The organism is Siphonobacter sp. (assembly GCF_048595215.1).
Taxonomy (GTDB): Bacteria; Bacteroidota; Bacteroidia; order Cytophagales; family Spirosomataceae; genus Siphonobacter.
In genome coordinates this window covers 1-23,690 of sequence record NZ_JBMDWJ010000304.1, presented here as the reverse complement: position 1 = coordinate 23,690, position 23,690 = coordinate 1, and the positions used below count along the sequence as shown (strand labels likewise).

Genomic DNA, 23,690 nt, shown 5'->3' with positions numbered 1-23,690 from the left:
CAGGACCGAAAATCTTTACAATCTGTACCCCGCGGCTCACCAGACTATCCACACTGGGCCGGGAGCCAATAATCGAGGTTTGATTCACAACCAGAGCTACCCGCTTTCCTTTCAGATACGGTAGGTATTCATCGATCCGGTCGGCTCCCGTAAGGATGGGTTTGGAAGATTGAGCCTGGGCGTAGAAGCCAAAAAAGAGCCAGAAAAGCACAATAGCAATCCGCATAAGTTAAGACGTAAGATTCGGAAGTGACTGAATTTCGAACCCAAGGTACGGGGAAATTACGGCCCTACCGATGCGGCTACGTGCATTTTAGACGGGTATGAGCGGCAGAGCTACGACAAACTGGCCCGCCTCCTGTCGCACGGAAGGCTGAGGCTGTCCGAGCATCTGGTACTTTCGAACGATATTCGTCAGCCCCACCCCGTTGGAAGGAAGCCTTTGTTTTTTCGGTTGCAGGTTATTTCGGACGTACAGATTGGCCAGCTCATCCGTGTGGATTTCTACGCGTAAGGGCTGGCTGCCCAGTACTACATTGTGCTTAACGGCGTTCTCGACCAGTAGCTGGAGCGTCAGAGGGGGCAACTGATACCGCCGGTACTGCGGGTCAATCTGGCTGACTAACTGAAAGCCCGCCCCGTGCCGGGTGCGTAACAAATGAGCATAGGAGCGGATAAATTCCAGCTCCGTATGCAAATCCGTCAGATCCTGCTCGTTGGCCCGTAACACGTAGCGGTACACGGAACTCAGCTCCTGAGCGAAGGTTTCGGCCTGAACCGGATTTTCGCCGATCAGGGCAATCAGCGAATTGAGACTATTAAACAGAAAATGCGGATTGACCTGTTGTTTGAGGACGTCCATCTGCTGCTGCATGTTCAACTCTTTCAGTACCACTTCCCGACGGGTACTTTCCCGGAGCTGATTATACGTAAAAATGGATTCGTGACAACCCGCCGACGTAACGTTCGTAACAAAACCCACCATCAGCACCCAGGGAATCTTATCGGGATTATACGGATACCCCAGTTGGTCGTATACCCAGAAGACGCCGAGAATAACCGACATCATCACTGCCACGTAGCCTAGCATGGAGTACAGCAATCGCTGCCCGAACTCATCCGGGGCTCCGTAGCAAAACCGCATGAATTTCATCCAGAGCGTAAGGATAACAAATACGATCAATCCCCAGCCATTGGCAATCAGCGTGGTACTCACGAACAAGGAACGATGCTGAAAGTAGGTCGCCCCAAAGATGATGTAATTGGCAATGATCAGAGCCGGATAATTGAGGAGATAAATCAGAAAGTCGTAGCGGTCAAACCGTGCCCACTGTTTCATGAAATCGAATGTTCAGTGCATTCAAGACCGGCGAGAACTTCGCGGATGCAGCCAATGAAAAAGGTACTAAAAAAGCAAACGATTCCTACCAGATTTTCAGGTATCTACGCTGTAATTCAGCAGCAATGCCTTTCTTGATCGCCTGCTGGCCGAGGTAATTCAGTACGGGTTGCAGTACGCTCATCCAGCCCGTCAGGCACGTTCCGCTAATCATGAAGGCGTACGCTAGTTCATAGGGATTTTTGGGCATTCCCTGGGCATTGGCTTTGCCATCACAGGCCAGGCCGTAGGTAATCTGCAACGTTTGCTCGAAGCCCGGAAAACCCGGGGCAATGCGACAGCGAAACCGGCAGGGTTCGCTGGTCCGGTTGAAAAAGCGGTGGCGACTCATCGACGGGGCCATCGCCGATTCGCCCGGCTTAAGGTACAGCATCTGCTTACCCAGCTGAATACCCAGTTCGCCCTCCAGACAGGTAAACTCTTCGGAAAATGCCCGGTGGAAGTGCAGCGGATTGCCGCCCCCGGCCGACAGCGTCACTTCGACCAGCGTATGTTGGCCCTGACTTTCCAGACTGGTTTCCAGAAAAACTACTTCATCTTTCAGCATGGGATTACGAATGGTACGGGAAGCCGTAGTACTAGTTTTGACTGACATAACGAGAATAGATTGAAGGTTGAATAACTCGACTTGTGTATCAAATCGACGGTTCAAAATTGATACGAATCGAATGGGTTTACTACGTCAAAAGAACTGAAGTGGGATTTGTCCATACTGAATTGAGCAGAAGCCGGTATGCGTACTTTTCTAGACGAAGCGTAAGCCTGACAAAATCCCCAAGGATTGTTAACCACCGCTTTTCAGAACATTAAAGGCCGAATTATTCCTTGGAAATCCGGCAAAACAGGAAGATCGATGAATAAATCAGCAAAAGAAGAATCATTTTTGTGGGACTTCTGGAAGGCTATTTTTGCGCTCTGATTTTCCTTTTCCGTAACCAAAACGCTAAATCCGGCGTTTTTTCAGTTTAGTAGATATGCTTCTGATGAAAAACTACCTTTTCATGGCCTTGGCCTTTACGATGGCTGTAGCCGCCTGGTTTTGGTTCGACCGCCCCGAAGGATCGCCCCGCCTGCTTTCCGCCCCATCGACTGCTACGCTGGCTTCTGCCAAGGAAATCAATCGGCTTACGCTCACGGCTCCGGTCGGACGGGCGGCCCTCAACCAGATTCCTGCCTATCAGCTACCCAAGGGAGCGATCAATACAATCTCAACTGATTTTGACTTCAACGTACAGGCGGAGCAAGTAAAAAAAGGAGCGATCAACTACGTCCACCTGGGTATGCTGGCCGATTTGCACGGCGGTTTTCATCATCCCCAATGGAATCAGCGGGGTATTCAGCCTAGTCGGCTTAAGCCTATTTTGGCGGCGTACAATCTTCCGAAAACAACGGGCGTCTACCGCATGATGTACTCTAATGTCTTTCCGGGAAACTGGATGGATTCACCGCAGGTTGCCCAACGGTACCAGGAAGTGTATAACGCGGTGAGAGGGTACGCCATCGACTTTCCCATGGAAGTAGGCTGGGGCGATCATCCGATCCTGCTCGATCTGGATCTGGAAGAAGGCCCGTACACGTACCTCGGTGTCAAAACCCTCTGCCGGGCCATCCGGGAAGTCAAAGACAAATACCCTAACGTTTCGTTTCAGGTCTACTGTTCTTCGCACAATTCGCTCTGTAACGAAGCTGGTGGCTCGGAACAAAACCCGAGCGGAAAGCTGGCCAATATGCAGCGGTACCTGATGTTTAAAGGAGCAGGTGTCACGGTTTTTCCGGGTACACTACCCTATTTTCATTTACCGTCTTATTTCTGGAATGATCCCTCGCATGAACCCAGCGTCATTGGCCCGGGAAAATTGTACACTTCACAGTTGGATTACGCCAGCAAAAGCCTTCATCCGATTCAGAAAAAACTGGAATGGACGGACGCGTATTTTCAAACCCTGCCCGCGGGCCATCGTCCGCAGAACATCGAGTGGATCATGTCGGTGTACGAAGGTGGCAACGACGGCACCGGAGCCTGGCCCGCTGTTGGTAGCTGGATTCTGGAAAGTATGTCGCTGTGGGGTTACGTAACGGGCTCGTATCGCTACGGAGGCGGGCTATACAACTGGACCGACAATCGTAAGCGTACCATCGGTCAGGACTACATCGAAGCGGGCAAGTGGCGATCGTTTCAATTCAATCGTTTCTGGAATGACCCTAATACACAGTACAACCTGTTACTGGAGTTTTCGCTCGACAACGGTAAAACCTGGCAAACCGACAAGCGGCCCGGTACGCAACTCCTGGCCGAGAACCAGGACCCCCGCCCCTACATTCGGGGTGCTCTCTCCAAGGGCGAACTGCTGGTGGTAGCTACCGCCGGACAACCCACTCACCTGGGTACGGGGAGCCAGTCCGTGCTGGTTCGTTACCAGGGTACTCAGTTTCCGATGACGCTCAAAAGTCAGACGGTACACGCGGCCACCGTCTCGATCGACGATTAATTTTCAACGATTCAGGAAGTTATGCACCGTACGTTCCCAACGATCGGTTTCGTGGCGGCAAAACGACTGGTGACCCGATTCCTGATAAATTACCAGTTGTTTCTGGCTTGAAGCCAGGTTATAGTAAATCCGGTCCGTTTCATCCCGCGATACCCGGGGGTCGCTGCGGCCCCATTGGAGCAATACGGGCATCGTTAATTTTCGGGCATACTCGGCGGGCTGGTACTCCCAGGCTTTCAGATTACGTTCCAGTCCGCCGTAAAAGAGCAGCAAATTCGCCAGCGGCTGTTCGGGTAAATGCAGGGAACGCAGGCGACCTCTCACGGCATCTTCCAGGGAAGCAAAGGGGCACTCCACAATCACTTTCGTCGGCTGTAGATTAAACTCCGGTATGGCCTTCAGAATCGTGGCGGCTCCCATCGACATTCCCCACAGGATGATCCGTTGTTCGCCTTTGGCCCGTACCCAATCATAGACTGTTTTGACATCGTTGGTTTCGTGGTAGCCGATCGTACACACGTTCCCATCCGACTGACCGTGAGCCCGGAAATCAAACAGAGCCACGGCGTATCCCAGTCGTCGAAAGTAAGTCGCCTCGGCGAGTACCCGGGATTTCGCAGAGCCGTGCCCGTGCCAGAGAATCACCGTTCCTTTCGGGGCTTCTTCCACCGGGCTGTACCAGCCCACCAGCGTTTGATTACGTTCGTTTTTGAGTCGGATGGTCTGGTACGGCCAATCAGGCGTTTCGTTGACCGACCGTTTGGGAATCCGAAAACCAAAGAGGGCCTGCGAAAGCTTTTCGCCCGTCGTCATTTGCTCGGGACGGCGAAACTGGGCTTCGTGAGCTTCGTAAAAGTACGTAAACCGATAGGCATGAAAAGCCATCAGTACGTTGATAATTAGAAAAATAACTAATATAACTCCACCCAGCCATCGTAGAAGCTGGACCTTAAACCGTTTTGTTGTCATGCACTTAACTGAGTGGCTTCTGCCATTCCATCATCATAAAATAAGGTACGCGGCTGTAATGCTCTACTTTCGCCGGATCGCCACCGTAGGGCCTGGGCTCAGAAAAATGCCGTAACTGCAAGCCCTGTTCAAGTAATAGCGTCATGTAGGTACTCAGCGGTCGGTGGTAGTTCTGAATGTGAATGCCCCGCCAGCTCACCCAGGCGGCCCGCTCCTCCAGGTAACGGTCGATTCCGTACTTAAGTTGTCCCGTCGGGTCGGGTATCCAGCTCGTTTCGACGCCTGCCGTATTAAAGCTGGTCAGGTTGGCGATCAGCAGGCTTCCGCCCGGCATCAGAACGCGACTCATCTCCGCAATGGCCCGTCGAATATCGGGAATATCAATCAGCGTTAAATAAGTTACGACCAGATCAAACGAGGCGTCAGGAAACGGTAGTGCTTCGGCTTTGCCCCAGTAGTATTCACCCGCCGGATCGCGATGCCGAGCCTGTTCCAGTAAGGTTTCAGTTGGGTCGATGCCAACCGTTTGAAGTCCGATTTCCTGCATCATCCGGCAAAAACGCCCTTCGCCACAACCCACATCCAAAGCCCGTCGAAAGGGACGAACCCGATCGAGCATCGGCCGATCTAATACGTACTGACGACCATAATCACCGGTTTCTCCCATGTCGGCAATCCAAGCTGTCGCGGAAGCTTCCCAGCCGTTCATTTCTTCGCTATTCATATACTCCATTCATTAGTAAGTTGAACCATGGCTTTAAACGCCTACGTCCCTTCACTACTGAAACGTAGCAAAGGGACGCAGGATTTGAACACAAAGGAATTATTGCTGACCCTGTAATTCTTTAATCGTGAATGCTTTTTCGCGTTTCACCAAGCTTTTCCGTACCTGATCTACTTCGGTAGTCGTCACCCCTTCGGCATTGTTTTGCCAGGATTTCCGAATGAAACTTAGTAGCTCGGCCACATCCCCACTTGATAACGAAGGATCATACCCAATACCGGGCATATCGGCATTGATTTCGGGTGCCGTGTACAGGTGATTGTTCACCGATACGGGTCCAGTCAGACCATAGAGTACAATGGAAATCAGGTGATCTTTCCGACCCGTTACCCATTCCGATTTGTTGAGCGGGGGAGCCAGCGAAGCCACACCGTTCCCGTCTTTTCCGTGACAGGTCTGGCAAATGGTATTGAAAAGGTTTGCTCCCTTCGGATATTGTCGGGCTAGCAGGGCCGGATCGCGGTTGGTTCGGGTGCTGGCGGCATTCTTCAGGGCTACTTTCAGACTTCGATACACGGCCAGATTGGAATCCGGTACACTCGTCCGGAGTCGATCCTGAAATTCCGCTTCCTGATTCGCCAGTGTACTTACTACGGCAGCGGCCAAGTAACGATCGCGGGGCCGTTTTTGTAAAATCTTTTCCGCCAATGCATCGGCGGCTGGAGCGTTAAATCGACGCAGGGAGCCACTCAAAAAAGCCAGGTACGGGTAGGCCAGCGTATCGTTCGTTCTTTTTTCCAGTTCGGCCGCGTACAGTTGCCAGTTAGTCGCCGATAGTTGCGAAGGAATTACTCCCAAGCCCTGCCGACGAATCGGCCAGGAAGAATCTCGCAGAGTAAGCAGTACATCCTGCGTCGACAAGGCTCCTAACCCTTCCAGCGTCCACAGGGCGTGCACCCGAGCCAGTTCCTGCGACCCTTCCGTCAGGAGTTGTCGCAGCCGGGGGACCATCGTCGTGTATTTGCCATCGATCAGGGCTTGCTGAGCATAATCCCGTAACCAGCCGTTCGGACTTTCCAATAGGGCTACCAGTTGCTCGGGTTGCTGCGGCAAGGGCCGTTGGGCAGCTGTGTACGGCTTTTGTTTGGAAACGATGCGATAGATCCGGCCGCAATTCAAGGGTTGCGTAAGTTGCCGTTTGGCAATCTGCCCTTTCAGATACGTAGTCAGGTAGGTTTTGTGCTGAATGATACCCCGGTACATGTCGATCAGGTACAGGGCTCCGTCCGGACCATTGTTCAGACTTACTGGGCGAAAACGTTCGTCCGTACTGGCTAAAAATTCACGTTTCTGATAGGCCTGTTTGGCTACCAGCATATTACCCTGTTCCTGTACCAGATTCCGTTTCACTAAATTGGCCGAAGGTTCGGCGACGAATACGTTGGAAGCATACGCGGCCGGAAACTGTTCGCCCCGGTACACGACGGGCCCACAGGCTGCCGTGAAACTACGGAGTCGCAAACTATCGTCGAGCGTTTCTTTCATGTACCCCCGGTTTACGCCCGGCGTCGCGTGTAATGGATACACGCGGTTATCCGTAGTGATATTGACGTTGAAGCCCGCTACATCGTTGCGTTGATTGGCATTTCCGGCTCCAAAACCCGGTAAGTAATAATCGGCGATGACATTCTGGGAGTTGTGATTATAGTACAAACGGCCCGTATTATCCTGAGCTATCCCCCACTGCCCCCGGTAATGCGTTTTTTCGATGAGCCATTTATCGCCGACTTTGCGATACCGTTTGTCCGATTTGGCATTGTAAATCCAGTTGTCCAACGCTCGTACCAGCCCATTAGCTTGGTGTTCGACGTTCCCCCCCTTGGCATACGTTGAATCTACGAGGGTTTTCTTCCCCGGTTTATCATTTTTGATTTCATAATGCCACAGGTACGGCGGCTCAGCTACGAGGATGCCGTTTTCGATGAAACAGATGGCCCGGGGCAGAATGAGCGAATCCAGAAACACCTTTTTACGATCCATCAGGCCATCCTGATTGGTATCTTCGAGAATGACAATTTTACCGGTGGGAGCTTCTTCATTCGAACCCAGCGTATCGTTCATGTAGCCCGGCATTTCCACCACCCAGATGCGTCCTTTGGGGTCGAAGCTCAGGGCAACCGGAGCTTCAACGAGGGGTTCAGCCGCTACCAGCTGTACCTCAAATCCGTCCTCGATGGTCATGTATTTCAGGGCTTCCTGAGCGGGCACTACCGCTACCGCGTCGGTACGGACGTTTTTTTCTTCAGCGGTCTGAGTTTGTGCCGCTGGGGGCTGGCTGGTTTTACAATACCATAAGATGCTGGCCAGCAGAAGTAGTATGACGGGGACTTTTAATTTCATAGCAAGGTCTAGAGTATAGGCATATTCTAGATAATGACCCATAAAATTAACGCATTCCCGTATTTCTTTCCTAGGGAGTTTCAAGTATTCTCAGTAACAGCAGTGGATAATCCATTTTTTCACGAATAAAGCTGGTTTTTGCTTCGTCCCTAATGGTTCATTCAGGTAAGCTTTGCCCGCCTGCTGCCCCTGGTCCCCTGCTCCGATCCTGCATTATTAACCCGCATACTATTTGGAATCATTATAAATAAAATTCTATCTTTGCCCCATCCTGTTCGGAAGCGAATCGATTGCCTTATGTCTACTTTGTCCTCGGCTTCAAGCCCTACGCGAATTACTGAAGATTCCTTCAAGGAAATCTATCAGTTGTATTGGCGAAAGGTATATACGGTCTGTTACCATTCCATTGGTGATCCGGAACTGGTGAAGGAGATGGTACAGGATATTTTCAAATCGCTGTGGGAGCGGAAAAACGAACTGGAGATCACGCAGTCCGTTGAAAAATACCTGGTTCGTTCGGCCAAGCTGAAGGTATTTGAACACTTTCGCAACGAAAAAATCCACGAGCAACATCTCCAGTACATAGGTTCCCGGCAGGTACAGGCTCAGAACTATACCGAGCACGAAGTATTGGCCCAGAGTCTGTCGGAACGGCTTGCTGCCCTCATCGAACGCCTGCCTACCCAGTGCCAGCGGGTATTCCGAATGAGTCGCGAACAGGGCCTTACCAACAAGGAAATTGCCTCACATCTCCTGATCTCGGAACGGGCCGTGGAGCACCACATTTCCAAAGCTCTCTTTTCCCTGAAAACGAACTTACCCGAATACGCCCTCTGATTTTTTCATCCGACTGGTACTGCGGTAAGACCTTCGATATGCTACTTTTACCGAAAAGAACCCTGGCTTTCGCTAAAAGCTATCATGAAGGTTACGAAGGAACTCCTTGAAAAATACCACCGTGGACACTGTACGCCCGAGGAAAAGACAGCCGTAGAAAACTGGCTGCTGGATGACTCGGACGTGGATGATTCGTTCCCCGCTTCCGTGGACGAAGCAACCATCCAGCAGGAAATGTGGGCGGAAATTCAGCAGGAGTTGCCTTCGTCGAAACCGCGTCGGCTTTTCCGGTGGTCACTGCCCGGCTCCGTCGCCGCCGCGTGCGTGGTCGTACTGGGCCTAGGCTGGTTGCTGTATCGCCCGCACACGCCTGCTACCCCTCAGTCACAGGAAATTTCGGGCCGGGACTATACCCTGGCGGCGGGTCCCGAAAGCAAGGTTCAGGTCACGAAGGCGGGCATTATCAACTTCTGCGGACGGTTAGAGATTCAGCCGAAAAAAGACGTGCAGCTTTCGTTTATTGAGCAATCACCCGAGCATTTTTCCTTCCAGAAAGGGGAAACGTACTTTGCTTTTCATACCTGTCAAAAAGCCGATCACGAAAAGATACTGGTCATTAAAGAAAAATCGCTCCAGAGCCTTCCACCCGTCGCCAAACGGCAACTGATGGATGAATGGGGTATTTGAAGTAGCGGTATGCACCTGAGGTTTTTACTTGTTTTCTGGAGTTTGCTTGGTCTGATCGGCTGTCACCAATCCCACCCGGAAGGAACGTACGGAATTTATGTCATGAGGTCCGGAGATGCCCGGGAATACATCGTCCGTACGGATCAGCTGGATTCCGGCCGGATTGATCCCCTCAAAGGTATTCCGGTTCCGATTCCCCAGCTTTGGGCGGAGCTGATCGAGCGGGATGGGAATTATTATCACATGAATCGAAAGAGCGGTTATCTGGTCCGCCACCGACTGATTGATCAGCACTTTACGGCTCAGGATTCCGTAGCACTACCCGATGTTTCTTTCATTGAAAATTATAGCTGGCCCACGCCGGATTCGCTTTTCCTGATTTCGTACAATCGTAAAATTTCCAAATTGCAGTACGCCCGCGTCGATGTCCGGACCATGCAGGCTCAAACGGGGAAACTACCCCTGCCCCTGCCCTTTGGGCCTTATAATTCCATGTCGGTAGGCTTTAGTCACTTTCGGGGTTCCGAGCTGTTCGTTGGGTATACGTATCACACGGTATCCGGTCGCCCTGGTCAGTATACCACCAGCGATACGCTTTACGTGAGTACGCTGGCGTATCCTTCGATGCGGCTTATCCGTACGCAGAAAGACACGAAATCGACGTATCCGGGAAGCGTCAACACGGAGCAGCCCAGTACGTTCGCTGACGAAAAAGGAGACTTTTATTTTCTGGCCTGTCCGGGCTTTGCGTTGGGCAATCACCCCCGGAAACCAACGGCTATCTACCGGATCAAAGCGGGCGAAGCGACCCTCGACTCCACGTACTTTTTCAATATTTCAGCCTCCGCTATTCACAATCACGCGTATGGGCTCTGGTACATTGGAAAAGGTCAGGCGATCGTTCGGAGTGAACGACGGGAGCTTTTCAAAACCATGGAAGACCATTATCAGGTACCGCATCTGGAATTTTACGTGGTAGACCTGAATCAAAAAACGACCCGTAAACTGGCTTTGCCCCTGGACAAAGGCAGTGCCCGTAGCTGCGTACTCGTGGATCGGGGTTTGGTATACATTTCGGTTAATGCCGGGCCCGACGATAATTACATCTGGGTCTACAATCCAAACGATCAGAGCCTGAAAAAAGGCCTGAAAATCGAAGGCTCCGTGGATTACCTCTTACGGCTCGAAAAACTGAAGGACGCGTCCGGCCAAACGTCTGACTAAAGGCTACCGCGTTTCACGGACCGCATTTTATTTCTTTACCAGCTTCGGTATAGTCGGGTTTATGCAACTAGGAGATGAGAAGGCGTTGTTTCCCCTTCTCGTTTCCCCATGCAAGCGTCTATTTCTACTTCTTTCTTCCTTCTTTTCTTCCTAACTCTCCGGTCGTTGGCCCAGACTGGACCGACCGTTTCGGGTACGGTTCATTCCGAAGACAAGCTGCCCCTCGTGGGGATCAGCATCCGCGTAAAAGGCTCTTCCCTCGGTACCACGACGGATACGACGGGGGCCTTTCAGCTGCGGGTAAACCGGACGGAATTGCTGACGATTACGGCTTCGGGGGTGGGTTTTCTGCCACAATCCAAAGAAGTTCGGGCCGGGCAATCCGTTGCGTTCATTCTCAAAGCCGATTCCCGCACGATGAACGAAGTTGTCGTAACGGGCAAAACCGAGAACCAGCAGGTCAAGGAACAGGCTTTCGCCGTCAACGCCATCGAAACCCGCCTGTTTGCCAATACCAACGTGGATATGAACCAGGTACTCAACCGCACAACGGGCGTTCGGGTACGCGAGCAGGGCGGTCTGGGTTCGGATTTCAACTTCTCCATCAATGGTTTATCGGGGAAGGCTGTCCGGTTTTTCATTGACGGTATTCCGCTGGAAGTCATGGGCAGTTCGCTCACGCTGAATACCATTCCCGTCAATCTGGCCGAGCGTATTGAGGTATACAAAGGCGTAGTGCCGGTATCGCTGGGCTCGGATGCGATGGGCGGAGCCGTGAACCTCATCACGAATCAGCAGATCCGTAATTACCTGGATGCCAGCTACAGTTACAGCTCCTTCAATACGCATCGGGCGGCTCTTACGGGCCAATACATTCACCCCCGAACGGGCCTTACGCTACGGGCCAATGCCTTCTACAATTACTCCAACAACAATTACATCATGCGGGGCATCGAAATCTGGGATGCTGATCGGGAAGTCTACGTAAAGAAAGACCTGCGTCGTTTTCACGATACATTTCAGTCGGCTATGGGACAGCTGGAAGTCGGGGTAAATAATAAAAAATGGGCCGACGTCTTCTTTGTGGGAGCTTCGTATAATACGTCGGCTCAGGATATTCAGACGGGCACCCGGCAGGAGGTCGTATACGGAGCAGCGACCCGCCACGGCGATGCTTGGAATACGTCGGTTCGGTACCGAAAAAACAACTTACTGGTGCGTGGGCTGGATGTGAACGCCTTTCTGTCGCGTTCCGTGGATAATTACGTGGTGGTCGATACGGCGGGTTACCAATACGCCTGGGACGGTACGCGGGTGCAGACCAATCAGGCGGAAATTGGCTATGGCCGCTCCCTGAATCGGGTGATCCGACCCAAAACCTTTGGCCGGGTCAATGCGAGCTATGCCCTCACCGATCAGCATTCGATCAACGTCAACTATACCTTCGATCATGTTAAAAACAAAATGTATAACGAGTTAGTGGAGGAAGGAGACGCCAGTCCGGGTATACTCGGGAAACACCTGCTGGGACTCGCCTATCAGCAAAATCTGCTCGATCAGCGGTGGATGACGACGTACTTCGGCAAATACTACGGCATGTCCATTGCTCAGGACCGGGCCCTGGATACATCGGGCGAAACATCCAGCGTACAGGATTTCATTCACCGGCTGGGCTACGGTATTGCCTCGCGGTTCCGGATTTCGGAATCAATCGGCGTGAAAGCTTCGTACGAACGCTCGTACCGCCTGCAGGAAGTGGGTGAAATGTTCGGCAATGGCTACACGATCATTGCAAATCTGGATCTGAAACCGGAGGCCAGTCATAACGTGAACGTGGGAGCTTTTCTGAATAAACGCGTGCAGAAACATCACTTTTTTGCCGAAGCTTCCTGGTTTTTCCGCGATGCCAGCGATTTCATTTACGCCGTTGTCTATCAATCCAACCGGGCCGTAAGTCGCTACGCCAATACCTCCAAAGTACGCGTGAACGGACTGGAAGCCGAGTTTCGCTACGATTATGACCATCTGCTGAGTATTATGGTGAATGGCAGCTACCAGAACGCCATCAACACGACCAAATACGCACCGGGCTCGACGGGTACGCCCGAGGCTACGTACCTTAATAAAATTCCCAATCAGCCCTGGGCCTTCGGTAATGCGGACATCAGCATCGGGAAAAACGATTTACTGGGCAAAAACACCCGGCTTCAACTCAACTGGGGGGCTCAGTACGTCCACTGGTTTTACCTGAGCTGGGAAGCCTTCGGTACTAAGTCCAGCCTCAACCGGATTCCGACCCAGTTCATCCAGAACGCCTCCCTCACCTATTCCCGCGACAACGGGAAGTACAATATCTCCCTTGAAAGCCGGAATCTGGCGAACGCTCTGGCCTATGACAATTTCCGGCTGCAGAAACCGGGTCGGGCTTTTGGGGTGAAGCTCCGCTATTTCATTCAATAACTCCTTTCGTTCCTTATCCATTTTTACGTATGCATTTGTTTCACAAAACTCTTTCGTCCCTTTTACTGCTGACGGCCCTGGCGGGTTTCCAATCCTGTAGCAAAGACAGTCCCGCTGAAGAACCTGCCAACGACCAGGCTCCCGACTACGCCGTGTGGCTTCAGGTGGGTAGCTGGCCCAATACCTTCCAGTACGTGGTCGGCACCAATTCCCTCCAAACGGGCGTACTTAGCCTGTCCGGAAATGGCGTGGAAGTGACGGGCAAGGCCGATTACGGCATCATTCCCCACGGTGGCTTTTACTATTACCCCAGTACCAGTTCGAACAATGGAAAATTTTCGAAATTCAAGTTTGAAAATAACCAGTTGACGGCCGTGAAGGAAGTGCCCTACACCTATCAGAAAAACGTTAGCAGCTACACCTGGGTGGATGACAATACGCTGGTGCTGATTGGCGTAAACGGCGACAGCAACAAGATTTTATACTCGGTAGTCAATGCTACGACGCTGGCGATTACCAACGGCGAACTGAGCGTACCCGCCAGCCCAACCGGGTATCCGTACCTAAGCATTGGTACGACGGAGTACACCAAGGGCAAACTGTTTGTAGGATTTATGTATACGGGCAACTGGCCCGCGGCCTACCGCCAAGTTAATGTAGGCGTATTCGATTATCCGGCCATGACGCTTTCCAAAGTGGTACAGGATGACAAAACCACTGGAGCCGGCGGGATCAGCATGTGGGAACCAGCTTCGTTCGTGACCAGCAGTGGTGATCTGTATCACCTGGCTACACCGGGTTCTTCGCGGAGCAGTATGAAACTGCCCTCGGTGTTGTACCGTATTAAAAGCGGTACGACCGAGTTTGATGCCAGTTATAAAATCAATCTGAGTGATGCATTAGGCGGCTCGGTGTTTGCGATGTGGAATATCGGCAATGGTGAAGCCGTCGTGAAGTACGAAGATCCCAAGATCGCAGCCAGTGGTTCACAATCCAGCCATATCTACGGTTTTGCTATCATTAATCTCAGTACCGGAGCAGTTACGAAAAAGCTCAGCGACATTCCCTACGACAACTCCGAAACCCTCGAAAGCGTAACAGTTGATAACGGCAAAGCCTACATCCTGTCCAACGCTGAAACGGGTAAGGATTACGTGTGGGAATACGATCCGGCTACGGGCAAAACGACGCCCGGACTGGAATTACAGGGCGGGTATAACTACATGTTGCGGGTAGACAAACTTAAGAACTAAGTCTTCGCATTAGTTAGAATTAAATGACAAAAAGGTCCCGTACAACTCATGTAGACGGGACCTTTTTAGTTTCTATACGCTTCTATTTTAACTCCTTAAGCCACACCTGGGCGAAATCCCGGATGGCCATTGCGGGTTCCTGTCCCATCCGGAATACCGTTTTCCAGGTACTGGATTTACTGCGGTAGTCGGGATTTTCGAATTCCAGTCGGGAGCCTTTTTTGATGAGTCTGGTGTTAAAGTCCACACTTTCGATGAGGGCAATACATTCCCGCAAACGTTCCTTCAAAGCAATTTTCGGATTGGCATGGGCTTTATATTCAGCAAGGCGTTTCTGATAGTCGGCGGCTTTCTCCTTTTCTTCTTCCTCATCCTCCACCATCCGGGCATTTCCTTCCTTGATTTGCTGGTTCATCCACTGGGTATAGTAGGCCAGGTACTGTTTCTTGAATTCTGCGGGATTAGCAATCGCCTGTAACTTCTTAAGCTGGGCCAGCTCGGCGGCACCTTTGGTTTTCGTCTCCCCTTCAGCTCCGTTCAATCCTTCTACCAGGCCTTCAATCTGGGTTTTCAATACCATCCGTAACATCGAAGATTCCATTTGGGCCATCGCCTGCGTCGATTGACGAACCATATCGTCGTACGATCCGCCCAGTGCCTCCGTCTGTTCGCTCATTTGCTGACGAGCGTTTTGATCCGACTGTAGCCGTTGCGTTTGATCCGTACTCACGTCGTACTTTTCCTGCATGTATTGATCATATCGTTTGCGGAAATCTTCCGTTTCCGTATACGCCCGAACTACTCGGCCCAGGGCTTTTACCGCCTCCACTTTGGCAGGAGCCGACAGGGCTTTCGCCCACTGCTTGCCTTCGTAGGGTACGTAAGGTACATTCAGCCCAGCGGACGTGACGGCATCCATACTGATTTCCTGAATATTTTCAGTTTTTAATCGGAGATCGGCAAGGATGTCGGCCGTACGGGCGGCCATCCAGAAGCCCGTGGTAGCCAGCAAAAGGGTTAAAACAAAACGTTTTTGTATCATGGTTGATCGGTTGAAGATTCCTGATTGGGATGATACAAAATTGCTCGCCTTTTAGCCGTCTACCCACCCAATCCGGCTGACTTGTGCTTTTGACTTCTTCGATTGAGGAAAGTACGTCGTGAACCGGCTTGGCTTCCTGCCATAAAAAGATCCGGTTCTTCTCTCCATGGAAACGTTCATGAAGAGAAGAACCGGATTGGAGAAGTAGGCACTATTTAAAACTCACCTTGGCAAGGCTATACCGCCTTAGCCATTTTTGCGGGTTAGTTGCTTATCGAGTTCCAGAGCGGCACTGATGAGGCCCAGGTGCGTGAAGGCCTGCGGGAAGTTGCCCAGGTGTTCGCCCTTCTTACTAATCTGTTCGGCGAACAATCCCAGGTGGTTGCCGTACCCCAGCATTTTTTCGAAATTCTCGACGGCTTCATCCAGTCGACCAGCCTTGGCCAGACATTCCACGTACCAGAATGAGCACATGGTAAACGTACCCTCTTCGCCCTCTAAACCATCGATTCCGGAGACCTCGTTATCGTAGCGATACACCAGTACATCCAGCCGCAAATGCTGATTGACGGCTTCCAGCGTGGAGATCCACCGGGGCTCGTCGGGGGTTACAAAATGCACCAGCGGCATCAGCAATACACTGGCGTCCACGGTTTCAGCCACTTTGTCTCCGTCTTTGAACTGTACCCAGCACTGCAGTTTTTCATTCCAGAAGTTATGGTAAATGTCCTGGTAGATTTCATCGCGTACCTGTACCCACTCCTGCTGCGGGAAGGGGAACGATCGGTGAACCCCGATTTTAATGGCCCGGTCCATGGCCACCCAGCACATCAGTCGGGAGTGTAGAAATTCATGCTCTTCGTTCCGGATTTCCCAGATGCCGTGATCGGCTTCCCGCCAACGTTCCATCACGATTTTGACTTCCTTGCAGATGATTTCCCACAATTCGTACGTAATCGGCTGGTGGTAATTATTGAAGATGTAGATCGTATCCAGGAGTTCTCCGTAGATGTCCAGCTGCAACTGACTGTTGGCTTCGTTTCCGATGCGAACGGGAGCCGACTGCTTATAGCCTTCCAGGTGCGTCAGTTCGATTTCTTCCATGTCGGCCGTACCATCCACCTTGTACAGCAAGTGCAGATCGCGGTTTTTATCCTGTTCAATAATCCAACGCAGAAAATCAGCGGCTTCCTGTTTGAAGCCCAGTTTCAGAAAGGCGTACATGGTAAAGGCTGCGTCCCGAATCCAGGTAAAGCGGTAATCCCAGTTCCGGTCGCCGCCCAGTTCCTCCGGTAAGCCAAAGGTTGCCGCCGCTACTACCGAACCAAACTCCGTCGAAGTGAGCAATTTCAGCGTAATCGCCGACCGACAGATCATTTCCTTCCAGCGGCCTTTGTACGTCGTTTGATTGACCCACTTACGCCAGAAATTGATCGTATCGAAATAGGTTTTTTCCGCGTAGAAAGCCAGATCGGCGAGGTCCTTTTCCTTCCCCGCATCAATGGATTCCAGGACGATCAGGGCCCGTTCCGATTCCTTCAATTCAAACTCGGCGTAGGCATCTCCATCGCGTACTTCCAGTGGAAAACTGGCCTGTAGACGAAGTTCGGTCTTCGTACCATCGTCCGCTTTAAAATACAACGCCTCCCCTTTGGGCTCGACGGAATGCTTTTCGCGGGCGTAATCAAACCGCGGCTGCATGTTCATTTTGAACTTGATGGTCCCCCTTACGGCCTTGATCTTACGAACCACGGCGTTGTAACTCCGTTCGGATTCATTTCGGACGGGCATATAGTCCGTTATCTCGGCAATGCCTTCTTCCGAAAAAAAGCGGGTAATCAGCACGGCCGTCTCGGGCAAATAAAGCTGTTTGTGCTGCACATCCTTCATTTGAGGCTCTACCGAAAAATGGCCTCCCTTCTGGTGATCCAGAATACGGGCAAAGACACTCGGGGAATCGAATCGAGGGAAGCATAAGAAATCAATCGAACCATCCATACCGACCAAAGCGGTCGTCTTCATATTGCCGATGATTCCGTAATTTTCAATGGGTTTATAGTTTTGGGGCGGTTGTCGCATAATATATCGGGTTAACTCTGATTTTTTGTTTTTGACGTGATTTAAAGGGTGTTCTTGGTTTCCTGATTGACTTCCGTCAGGGGATAGCGGAACATGCCCGCGATCATGGAATCCGTCGCTGGCATTTCATCTTTCTCAACCAGATACACGTTTCCACCGTACGCGATGGTCTTTTGAGCGGCTTCGTTGAGCAAGGAATAATTGCTGCGGCTCGGCGATTCCTCTACGGTAAGGCTAAACTTCTCTGCATCGTACGTTCCCCATAACTCTTCCTGGGCCTGAACGAATAGGGTATCGACCCCACCACTGAGAGCGGTTAGGATCACCGTTTCCACGTCATCCCCGCCCTGCCCTTTCGCGGCAAAAAGCCCGTAATTCTCTTTTCGATCGAGACGGTCCTGTACGAATTGAGGTTCCATCAGTTGCCACGCTTCGGTTGACAGCGTTAGCGTATCGTCTTCCGAATAACTGCCCGTTAGATACGGCTCGACCACATGGGTATAGTTGCTGGCCTGTTTGTATAGGGGAATCAGGTAATCGACCCCCGCCAGTAGCAGTGGCAATGGATTCTGGTTCAGAATCGCCTCAATGTCCGTACTCAACCGATGGTAATACTGCAGAATCTCTACTTTCCGAGCTTCGCTCGACCCGCTTCCCTGGCCATGGAACATGGCTCCCGCTTCGCCAATGCCACTACGGTGTTGCAGGGCTTTCTGATTATCCGCGTCTTCGATTTCTTCGGTATAGGAAGTCGACACTGAATCGGGCAGAGGAATCTGATCAATGGTAGAACGAGTCATCTCAAACAGGCTCACCTGTTTGAGATTTAATACCAGCAGATAGAAGTGTCCGTCGTCATTTAGCTCGGGAATGAGCGGTAACAGGTAGGGCCGCTGGTTTACCTGACAAAGGGGTGATTCAATGGACAAGGGTAGTTTGTAAAACACACTTTCGCCATCAAAAATGAAGTACGCCAGCATGTCTGAACTGTACTTCCAGAATTCCTGGTCGTCCAGTAACTGAAAGCCTTCCGCCAAAAATGAATCGGCGTCCGATTCTGACATTTCATGGACTTCCAGCAGCTGGTTCCGGGCTTCAGTCAACGCGTTTTTGAAGTGGATTTTACTTGATTGGTGCCCATCGGTTGAAATCTTTTCCGTGGGCGTATAAAGGGAGACACAAAGGGTTGCTTCTTTTTGAGCTAAGGCATTGAAGTGATCTACATTAAATCGAGTCATAAGCTTTCTATTTTGAATAGTGTATAGTGAGAAATTTTAGTGTACGCATAGGTCGTCCTCCATCTGTTGAAAAACAGACGTTTGAACAGACCTCAAAGAAGTAAGCTTAGTCTACAAACTGGCGGCGTAGTTTTTCTCCCGCGTCCCGAAGACTACTGTACCACGAAGCCGAGTTCGCTTCCGCGAACAGATCTTTACCCGGTACGCCCAGACGCCAGCGTACTACTTTATTGCTTTCCGGGTTCCGGCCATCTTCACTGAAGTAGAAGTCAGCCGCTACGATATCCTGCCGAAAACGCATGAGGCGTCGTAGTTCGTTTTCAACCTGGGTCACTAACTCGGGAGACTCCTTGAATCCCACCGTTTGCAAGTCAATTTTGATGCCATCTACACTGTGTTCCATGATTCTTTTGTATTAGGGTTATTAGAAAATTCTAATGGCCTGTACCTTAAAATCCGAGTGTTCCAAGCAGTCGAATCGGTACGTCAACCAAAACCAATTCACTGTTAACCAGCCACTTATACCCTTACATTTACGGGCCACTGATTAGATACTTATACTTAAAAAAACCATGCGGGCATCTTTTACGTAACACTACTCCACGCATGATATAATCCTTTTAGTTTAGCAAGATGATGAACGCTGTGCAGGCCTAGGTTTTCGCGGTATGCGGCAAGTGGAAGAGCAGATAAAGTCTTACCGCAATCGGGTCACTGATTTTACCTAAGCTGGCGTGGCAAGTAGGAAGCTGTCGGGAAAGAAGGGATGAATCGAACGGTTAGCCATTCATCAAACACAATTACTATTTCACAAAAACATATATTATTTTCAGTCGTGTAATCCAGCGTATTAGAACAGACCTTTTAAACACAGAACCGTATGAAACGAGTGACGGGCTTTGGTGGTATTTTTTTTAAAACGAAAGATCCTCAGGCGACGCGGACCTGGTACAATCAACATCTGGGTTTTAATACAGATGAGTACGGGGCAAGTTTTGAATGGCGAGATAGCCAGGACCCTACTCAGGAAGGGGTTACTACTTGGAGCCCTTTTCCTGAACATACGTCTTATTTCGACCCATCTCCGAAGGAATTCATGCTTAATTTTCGGGTTGCTAATCTGGAAGAGTTACTCGTTCTTCTTCGGCAAGAAGGGGTGGAAGTAATCGGAGAAATGCAGGTATATGAATACGGTAAATTTGGTTGGATCCTAGATCCAGAAGGAAACAAAATTGAACTTTGGGAACCTACCCACTAAGAAACTAGGCTGAATTCTTCTCATTCAGGCTCCTAGTAGTAACCATGGGTGATCAAGGTAGAAACAACTGTCGTTTGATTCCCATCTAAAGTTGGCGTGATTCTAATCAGGAAGATTTGAGATTTCTCTACTCGCTACTAATGGTACAGATTTGTGCGTATCTCTGTGCTACAGGCTAAAAATCAAGCTCCTACATCTAGCTTACTTCTCAGTATACGCTTAAAAAAGACCCCGAAAAAATAAAAAAGCCTGATTATCGATTTGATAATCAGGCTTTCGCAGAGAGGATGGGATTCGAACCCACGATACCCTTGAGAGGTATACACACTTTCCAGGCGTGCTCCTTCAACCACTCGGACACCTCTCTGTGTTTGGGGTCGCAAGATACAAACAAAAAAGAGCCAAAAGCAAGTGTTTAGCTTAATTCTCCCCGTAAAGATTCCGTCAATTTTTGACGAATCATCGCGGAATCGTCGCCGTACTGACCCAGCAGAAACATCAGTTTGGTCACCGCTGCCTCAGAGGTCAGGTCCGCTCCGCTTACTAAACCCATCTCGTTGAGGTACTTACTGGTTTGGTAGCGTCCCTGGAGTACCCGTCCTCCCGTACATTGCGACACGTTCAGTAAGATCAGACCGCGATCGGTCGCTTTCTCCAGCGTTTCCAAAAACCAGGGAGCCGTGGGGGCATTTCCCGCTCCGTAGGTTTCGAGCACCACGCCCTTTAATCCTTCAATCGAGAAAATACTGTTCATCACGGAAGGTGAAATCCCCGGAAAGAGTTTTAAAATCACCACGTTCGCATCCAGCGTTTCGTGTACAGAAAAGGGCTTTGTGGAGTCGTAGGTACGAATGTAAGGTCGATTGTAATCAATGGTCACGCCCGCTTCAGCCAAATACGGATAGTTTTCCGACTGAAACGCGTTGAACTGACTACTCTCCTGTTTGCGGGCCCGATTGCCCCGTAACAGGTACGAATGGAAATAAATGGCTACTTCGGGTACCATGGGTCGCTGCTGCTCATCGCGGGCGGCAGCAATTTCCAGGGCCGTGATGAAGTTTTCAACGGCATCGGTACGGGCAGCTCCAATGGGCAATTGGGCTCCGGTGAGAATCACGGGTTTATTCAGGTTCTCGAATAAAAAGCTCAGTGCTGAAGCCGTATACGCCATGGTATCGGTTCCGTGTACAATCACAAAGCTGTCGTACTGCTCGTAATGCTCGCCAATGATCCGACTGATTTCCAGCCAGTTATTGGGTGCCATGTTCGACGAATCGAGCAGTTCATCCAGCACGAGTACGGAAATGGAAAACCGCAGGCGAGCCAATTCCGGAATGCGTTCCAGAATCTGTTCGAAGTTGAAGGGCACCAGCGTTTCCAGCCGACGGTCATAGACCATGCCAAAGGTTCCACCCGTATAAATAACCAGTACGGAAAGCGGTGAGGAAGCCGAAGCCGCCGTATCTAATTTGATGATTTTCAAGGAAGTAATCGTTTTGGGGGATACACAAAAAAACCTTACTGAATCAGTTGCAGAGCGTTGGCGGTTGTCTGTTCAATAATGGTCTGGACGGGCACCTGCTTCAAATCCGCGATTCGCTGGGCAACCAGTGGCAGGTAACTGGGTTCGTTACGTTTGCCCCGATACGGTACTGGAGCCAGGTAGGGTGCATCCGTTTCCAGTACCAGATGTTCCAGACCTACTTCCGGAATCACTTTATCCAGTCCACCGTTTTTAAAGGTCACTACGCCGCCGATGCCTAAGAGGAAATTTAATTCCACAACTTTCCGGGCCTCTTCTACCCCACCCGAAAAACAGTGAAAAATACCCCGCAGATTCGGGTCATTATGCTTTTCGATCAATTCAACGGTTTCCCAAAAGGCATTCCGGCAGTGAATAGCAATGGGGAGCTGGTACTGCTTCGCCCAACCGAGCTGCCGGGAAAAGGCTTCTTTCTGTTGCTCGGCAAAAGTGGTATCCCAGTAGAAGTCCAGCCCGATTTCGCCAATGGCTACAAAGGCATCCGCACTTTTTTCCAGCCATTCCTTCATGATTTGTAATTCCTGCTCCACATTTTCCTTCACGTAGGTAGGATGTAGACCAATCATGGGTCGGCACTGGCCTGGGTAGGTTTGAGCCAGCTCCATCATGCCGGGTATGGTTTCGGAATCACAATTGGGTAACCAGAATTCCGTTACACCAGCCGCCAGTGCCCGTTCAATCATGGCTGTACGGTCGGTATCGTATTGCTCATCATACAAATGAGCGTGTGTTTCAATGATTTTCATAGGGTACTAAATTCCCGCAAAAGTAACAAAACCCGAACCAACGGCCCGGGTTTTGTGGAGATAAAGGTTTGTATCGGTCCGAAACAAACGTTTTATAGCGTATCGTCGATTTTCCGTTTCCGGCGTTCATTTTCGATGGGCTGGTTCGTTTTGGCAAAGGAGGGATTCAGGAAAAAAACATCCATTACTGCTCTGGGTCGGGCCAGATATTCCCGAACCAGCGTTCTCAGCGAGTACCCGTTCGGCACATCCTGAGCCGCGAAAGCGACCGCATCTACCCCCAGCTGATCGGCTAAGAACAAAGCCCGGGCGTTATGAAAAGGCTGCGAAATTACGGTAACGTTTTTATGCTTGAACACTTCCCGGCAACGCACAATGCTATCGTACGTGCGGCGGCCCGCAAAATCGTGCTGAATGATATTGGCCGGTACGCCCAAATTCACCAGAGCATCCTCCATATCCCGGGGTTCGTTATAGTATTCCGAATCGTTGTTACCGCTCAGAATCAACACTTTTACTTTACCCTCGTGATACAGCAAGGCTGCCGCTTCCATGCGATGCTTGAAAAACAGATTTTCGCGACCGTTGGCAATGTACTTACTCGTCCCTAAGACCAGCCCCACATCGTTGGTGGGAAGCTGTTTGATGAAGTAATAATTCTTTCCCTGCGTACTCAGGACGACCCAGGCATTACAGAGCAAAACCAGCATTAAAACCGCAAACGCTCCTTTCATCGCCCACTTGGTAATTCTGGCTACCCAGTAGGCGGTGGTATTCACGCGACGTGAAGCCCGGAAAAGAAGCGTTCGGTCTACCATACGAAAAATTGTCTAGCACCGGATCTGGCTGGCTTGGCTGCCCTAAGCTCGGAAGCTTTACCTAACCAAACAAATCTAATTGATTAATTGGAGCCGTGTCATCCTGTTCTTCAGTAACTTTTTCTTCGGAGGAATGTTCAGGTTCCCCTTCGGTTTCAATCGGAATCTTTTTCACTTCCTGGGGTTTTTCCACTGGCTTTGAAGCCAGCGTTTTCACCTCCACCACTTTATGGGACGAGAGTTTATTGCCCAAGGCTTTCCAGCCCCGTACTTCCACGAACTCATCCACTGCTACTTCCTCTTTCTCGACGGGTCCTTTATCCTTCTCCTTCGTAGCTACCTCGATCCGGGGATGAGCATCTACGCTGGCCATCAGCAATTTAGAGCCTGTCGCCTAACTGATAAACTGAAAGTTCTTATAGATCGGAGTCGATTCAATATGGAAACGCTACACAAAATGATTCTTCTGAGCAGCGTCGTAATGAACCGCGGAGATCACCGTTTCCGGCGTGTATTTGGTCAGC

Annotated in this window: 20 protein-coding genes, 1 tRNA gene and 1 pseudogene; 7 read left to right on the top strand and 15 right to left on the bottom strand. The window is 50.7% G+C overall.

Going from position 1 to position 23,690, the window contains the following annotated elements; all coding sequences use genetic code 11:
• The 3 genes and pseudogenes from ACOJTG_RS18855 to ACOJTG_RS18845 all read right to left on the bottom strand — a co-directional run.
• Nucleotides 1-226: pseudogene (locus ACOJTG_RS18855) on the bottom strand (DUF1343 domain-containing protein); the annotation flags it as partial.
• A gap of 87 nt (nucleotides 227-313) precedes the next feature.
• A complete protein-coding gene (locus tag ACOJTG_RS18850) occupies nucleotides 314-1,339 on the bottom strand; it encodes a sensor histidine kinase (protein WP_420155240.1) in 1,026 nt (341 codons plus the stop codon).
• 85 nt (nucleotides 1,340-1,424) lie between these two features.
• On the bottom strand, nucleotides 1,425-1,994 hold the full coding sequence (locus tag ACOJTG_RS18845) for a cupin domain-containing protein (RefSeq protein WP_420155239.1): 570 nt from the start codon (nucleotides 1,992-1,994) through the stop codon (nucleotides 1,425-1,427).
• A gap of 406 nt (nucleotides 1,995-2,400) precedes the next feature.
• Here ACOJTG_RS18845 and ACOJTG_RS18840 point away from each other — a divergent pair, with 406 nt between their 5' ends.
• A complete protein-coding gene (locus ACOJTG_RS18840) occupies nucleotides 2,401-3,888 on the top strand; it encodes a hypothetical protein (protein ID WP_420155238.1) in 1,488 nt (495 codons plus the stop codon).
• Nucleotides 3,889-3,891: 3 nt separating this feature from the next.
• Here the strand turns inward: ACOJTG_RS18840 and ACOJTG_RS18835 are convergent, their stop codons facing one another.
• The 3 genes from ACOJTG_RS18835 to ACOJTG_RS18825 all read right to left on the bottom strand — a co-directional run bounded on the left by ACOJTG_RS18835 (nucleotide 3,892) and on the right by ACOJTG_RS18825 (nucleotide 7,981).
• Nucleotides 3,892-4,857 carry an alpha/beta hydrolase gene (locus tag ACOJTG_RS18835; RefSeq protein WP_420155237.1) on the bottom strand — a complete coding sequence of 322 codons (966 nt, stop codon included), beginning with the start codon at nucleotides 4,855-4,857 and terminating at the stop codon, nucleotides 3,892-3,894.
• A 4-nt stretch (nucleotides 4,858-4,861) separates the two neighbouring features.
• Nucleotides 4,862-5,581, bottom strand: a complete 720-nt coding sequence (locus ACOJTG_RS18830) for a class I SAM-dependent methyltransferase (protein WP_420155236.1) — start codon at nucleotides 5,579-5,581, stop codon at nucleotides 4,862-4,864.
• A 99-nt stretch (nucleotides 5,582-5,680) separates the two neighbouring features.
• Entirely contained in the window at nucleotides 5,681-7,981 is a 2,301-nt protein-coding gene (locus ACOJTG_RS18825; RefSeq protein WP_420155235.1) for a DUF7133 domain-containing protein, read from the bottom strand.
• Between the two features lie 297 nt (nucleotides 7,982-8,278).
• Between ACOJTG_RS18825 and ACOJTG_RS18820 the strand changes: the two genes are divergently transcribed.
• The 5 genes from ACOJTG_RS18820 to ACOJTG_RS18800 all read left to right on the top strand — a co-directional run bounded on the left by ACOJTG_RS18820 (nucleotide 8,279) and on the right by ACOJTG_RS18800 (nucleotide 14,442).
• Nucleotides 8,279-8,818 (top strand): RNA polymerase sigma-70 factor, encoded by a 540-nt coding sequence (locus ACOJTG_RS18820; RefSeq protein WP_420155234.1) that lies wholly within the window; start codon nucleotides 8,279-8,281, stop codon nucleotides 8,816-8,818.
• An 84-nt stretch (nucleotides 8,819-8,902) separates the two neighbouring features.
• On the top strand, nucleotides 8,903-9,505 hold the full coding sequence (locus ACOJTG_RS18815) for a hypothetical protein (RefSeq protein WP_420155233.1): 603 nt from the start codon (nucleotides 8,903-8,905) through the stop codon (nucleotides 9,503-9,505).
• 102 nt (nucleotides 9,506-9,607) lie between these two features.
• Nucleotides 9,608-10,729 (top strand): hypothetical protein, encoded by a 1,122-nt coding sequence (locus ACOJTG_RS18810; protein ID WP_420155232.1) that lies wholly within the window; start codon nucleotides 9,608-9,610, stop codon nucleotides 10,727-10,729.
• A 165-nt stretch (nucleotides 10,730-10,894) separates the two neighbouring features.
• Nucleotides 10,895-13,189: a TonB-dependent receptor plug domain-containing protein gene (locus tag ACOJTG_RS18805; RefSeq protein WP_420155231.1), complete on the top strand. Its 2,295-nt coding sequence runs from the start codon at nucleotides 10,895-10,897 to the stop codon at nucleotides 13,187-13,189.
• A gap of 29 nt (nucleotides 13,190-13,218) precedes the next feature.
• A complete protein-coding gene (locus tag ACOJTG_RS18800) occupies nucleotides 13,219-14,442 on the top strand; it encodes a DUF4374 domain-containing protein (RefSeq protein ID WP_420155230.1) in 1,224 nt (407 codons plus the stop codon).
• 82 nt (nucleotides 14,443-14,524) lie between these two features.
• On the opposite strand, the gene ACOJTG_RS18795 is transcribed toward ACOJTG_RS18800, so the two are convergent.
• The 4 genes from ACOJTG_RS18795 to ACOJTG_RS18780 all read right to left on the bottom strand — a co-directional run bounded on the left by ACOJTG_RS18795 (nucleotide 14,525) and on the right by ACOJTG_RS18780 (nucleotide 19,204).
• Nucleotides 14,525-15,484: a hypothetical protein gene (locus ACOJTG_RS18795; protein WP_420155229.1), complete on the bottom strand. Its 960-nt coding sequence runs from the start codon at nucleotides 15,482-15,484 to the stop codon at nucleotides 14,525-14,527.
• A gap of 246 nt (nucleotides 15,485-15,730) precedes the next feature.
• Nucleotides 15,731-17,563, bottom strand: a complete 1,833-nt coding sequence (locus ACOJTG_RS18790; protein ID WP_420155228.1) for a glycoside hydrolase family 15 protein — start codon at nucleotides 17,561-17,563, stop codon at nucleotides 15,731-15,733.
• Between the two features lie 41 nt (nucleotides 17,564-17,604).
• Entirely contained in the window at nucleotides 17,605-18,801 is a 1,197-nt protein-coding gene (locus ACOJTG_RS18785) for a hypothetical protein (RefSeq protein WP_420155227.1), read from the bottom strand.
• A gap of 106 nt (nucleotides 18,802-18,907) precedes the next feature.
• The gene (locus tag ACOJTG_RS18780) at nucleotides 18,908-19,204 is read right to left on the bottom strand and encodes an HPF/RaiA family ribosome-associated protein (protein ID WP_420155226.1); all 297 of its coding nucleotides are present in this window, start codon (nucleotides 19,202-19,204) and stop codon (nucleotides 18,908-18,910) included.
• 477 nt (nucleotides 19,205-19,681) lie between these two features.
• On the opposite strand from ACOJTG_RS18780, the gene ACOJTG_RS18775 reads away from it, so the two are divergent.
• Nucleotides 19,682-20,059, top strand: coding sequence for a VOC family protein (locus tag ACOJTG_RS18775; protein WP_420155225.1), 378 nt, complete (start codon nucleotides 19,682-19,684; stop codon nucleotides 20,057-20,059).
• A gap of 279 nt (nucleotides 20,060-20,338) precedes the next feature.
• Here the strand turns inward: ACOJTG_RS18775 and ACOJTG_RS18770 are convergent.
• The 5 genes from ACOJTG_RS18770 to ACOJTG_RS18750 all read right to left on the bottom strand — a co-directional run bounded on the left by ACOJTG_RS18770 (nucleotide 20,339) and on the right by ACOJTG_RS18750 (nucleotide 23,539).
• Nucleotides 20,339-20,426, bottom strand: a tRNA-Ser gene (locus ACOJTG_RS18770).
• A 48-nt stretch (nucleotides 20,427-20,474) separates the two neighbouring features.
• Entirely contained in the window at nucleotides 20,475-21,551 is a 1,077-nt protein-coding gene (locus ACOJTG_RS18765; protein ID WP_420155241.1) for an asparaginase, read from the bottom strand.
• Nucleotides 21,552-21,577: 26 nt separating this feature from the next.
• Entirely contained in the window at nucleotides 21,578-22,348 is a 771-nt protein-coding gene (locus ACOJTG_RS18760; RefSeq protein WP_420155224.1) for a TatD family hydrolase, read from the bottom strand.
• A gap of 92 nt (nucleotides 22,349-22,440) precedes the next feature.
• Entirely contained in the window at nucleotides 22,441-23,166 is a 726-nt protein-coding gene (locus ACOJTG_RS18755) for a SanA/YdcF family protein (RefSeq protein ID WP_420155223.1), read from the bottom strand.
• Between the two features lie 61 nt (nucleotides 23,167-23,227).
• Complete coding sequence (locus ACOJTG_RS18750) at nucleotides 23,228-23,539, bottom strand: hypothetical protein (RefSeq protein ID WP_420155222.1); 312 nt, start codon at nucleotides 23,537-23,539, stop codon at nucleotides 23,228-23,230.
• Nucleotides 23,540-23,690: the final 151 nt, after the last annotated feature.

Bases quoted from the DNA above. Each gene is read 5' to 3' on its own strand.
- ACOJTG_RS18850 (WP_420155240.1), bottom strand. From the start codon at position 1,339: ATGAAACAGTGGGCACGGTTTGACCGCTACGACTTTCTGATTTATCTC.
- ACOJTG_RS18845 (WP_420155239.1), bottom strand. From the start codon at position 1,994: ATGTCAGTCAAAACTAGTACTACGGCTTCCCGTACCATTCGTAATCCC.
- ACOJTG_RS18840 (WP_420155238.1), top strand. From the start codon at position 2,401: ATGGCCTTGGCCTTTACGATGGCTGTAGCCGCCTGGTTTTGGTTCGAC.
- ACOJTG_RS18835 (WP_420155237.1), bottom strand. From the start codon at position 4,857: ATGACAACAAAACGGTTTAAGGTCCAGCTTCTACGATGGCTGGGTGGA.
- ACOJTG_RS18830 (WP_420155236.1), bottom strand. From the start codon at position 5,581: ATGAATAGCGAAGAAATGAACGGCTGGGAAGCTTCCGCGACAGCTTGG.
- ACOJTG_RS18825 (WP_420155235.1), bottom strand. From the start codon at position 7,981: ATGAAATTAAAAGTCCCCGTCATACTACTTCTGCTGGCCAGCATCTTA.
- ACOJTG_RS18820 (WP_420155234.1), top strand. From the start codon at position 8,279: ATGTCTACTTTGTCCTCGGCTTCAAGCCCTACGCGAATTACTGAAGAT.
- ACOJTG_RS18815 (WP_420155233.1), top strand. From the start codon at position 8,903: ATGAAGGTTACGAAGGAACTCCTTGAAAAATACCACCGTGGACACTGT.
- ACOJTG_RS18810 (WP_420155232.1), top strand. From the start codon at position 9,608: ATGAGGTCCGGAGATGCCCGGGAATACATCGTCCGTACGGATCAGCTG.
- ACOJTG_RS18800 (WP_420155230.1), top strand. From the start codon at position 13,219: ATGCATTTGTTTCACAAAACTCTTTCGTCCCTTTTACTGCTGACGGCC.
- ACOJTG_RS18795 (WP_420155229.1), bottom strand. From the start codon at position 15,484: ATGATACAAAAACGTTTTGTTTTAACCCTTTTGCTGGCTACCACGGGC.
- ACOJTG_RS18790 (WP_420155228.1), bottom strand. From the start codon at position 17,563: ATGCGACAACCGCCCCAAAACTATAAACCCATTGAAAATTACGGAATC.
- ACOJTG_RS18785 (WP_420155227.1), bottom strand. From the start codon at position 18,801: ATGACTCGATTTAATGTAGATCACTTCAATGCCTTAGCTCAAAAAGAA.
- ACOJTG_RS18780 (WP_420155226.1), bottom strand. From the start codon at position 19,204: ATGGAACACAGTGTAGATGGCATCAAAATTGACTTGCAAACGGTGGGA.
- ACOJTG_RS18775 (WP_420155225.1), top strand. From the start codon at position 19,682: ATGAAACGAGTGACGGGCTTTGGTGGTATTTTTTTTAAAACGAAAGAT.
- ACOJTG_RS18760 (WP_420155224.1), bottom strand. From the start codon at position 22,348: ATGAAAATCATTGAAACACACGCTCATTTGTATGATGAGCAATACGAT.
- ACOJTG_RS18755 (WP_420155223.1), bottom strand. From the start codon at position 23,166: ATGGTAGACCGAACGCTTCTTTTCCGGGCTTCACGTCGCGTGAATACC.
- ACOJTG_RS18750 (WP_420155222.1), bottom strand. From the start codon at position 23,539: ATGGCCAGCGTAGATGCTCATCCCCGGATCGAGGTAGCTACGAAGGAG.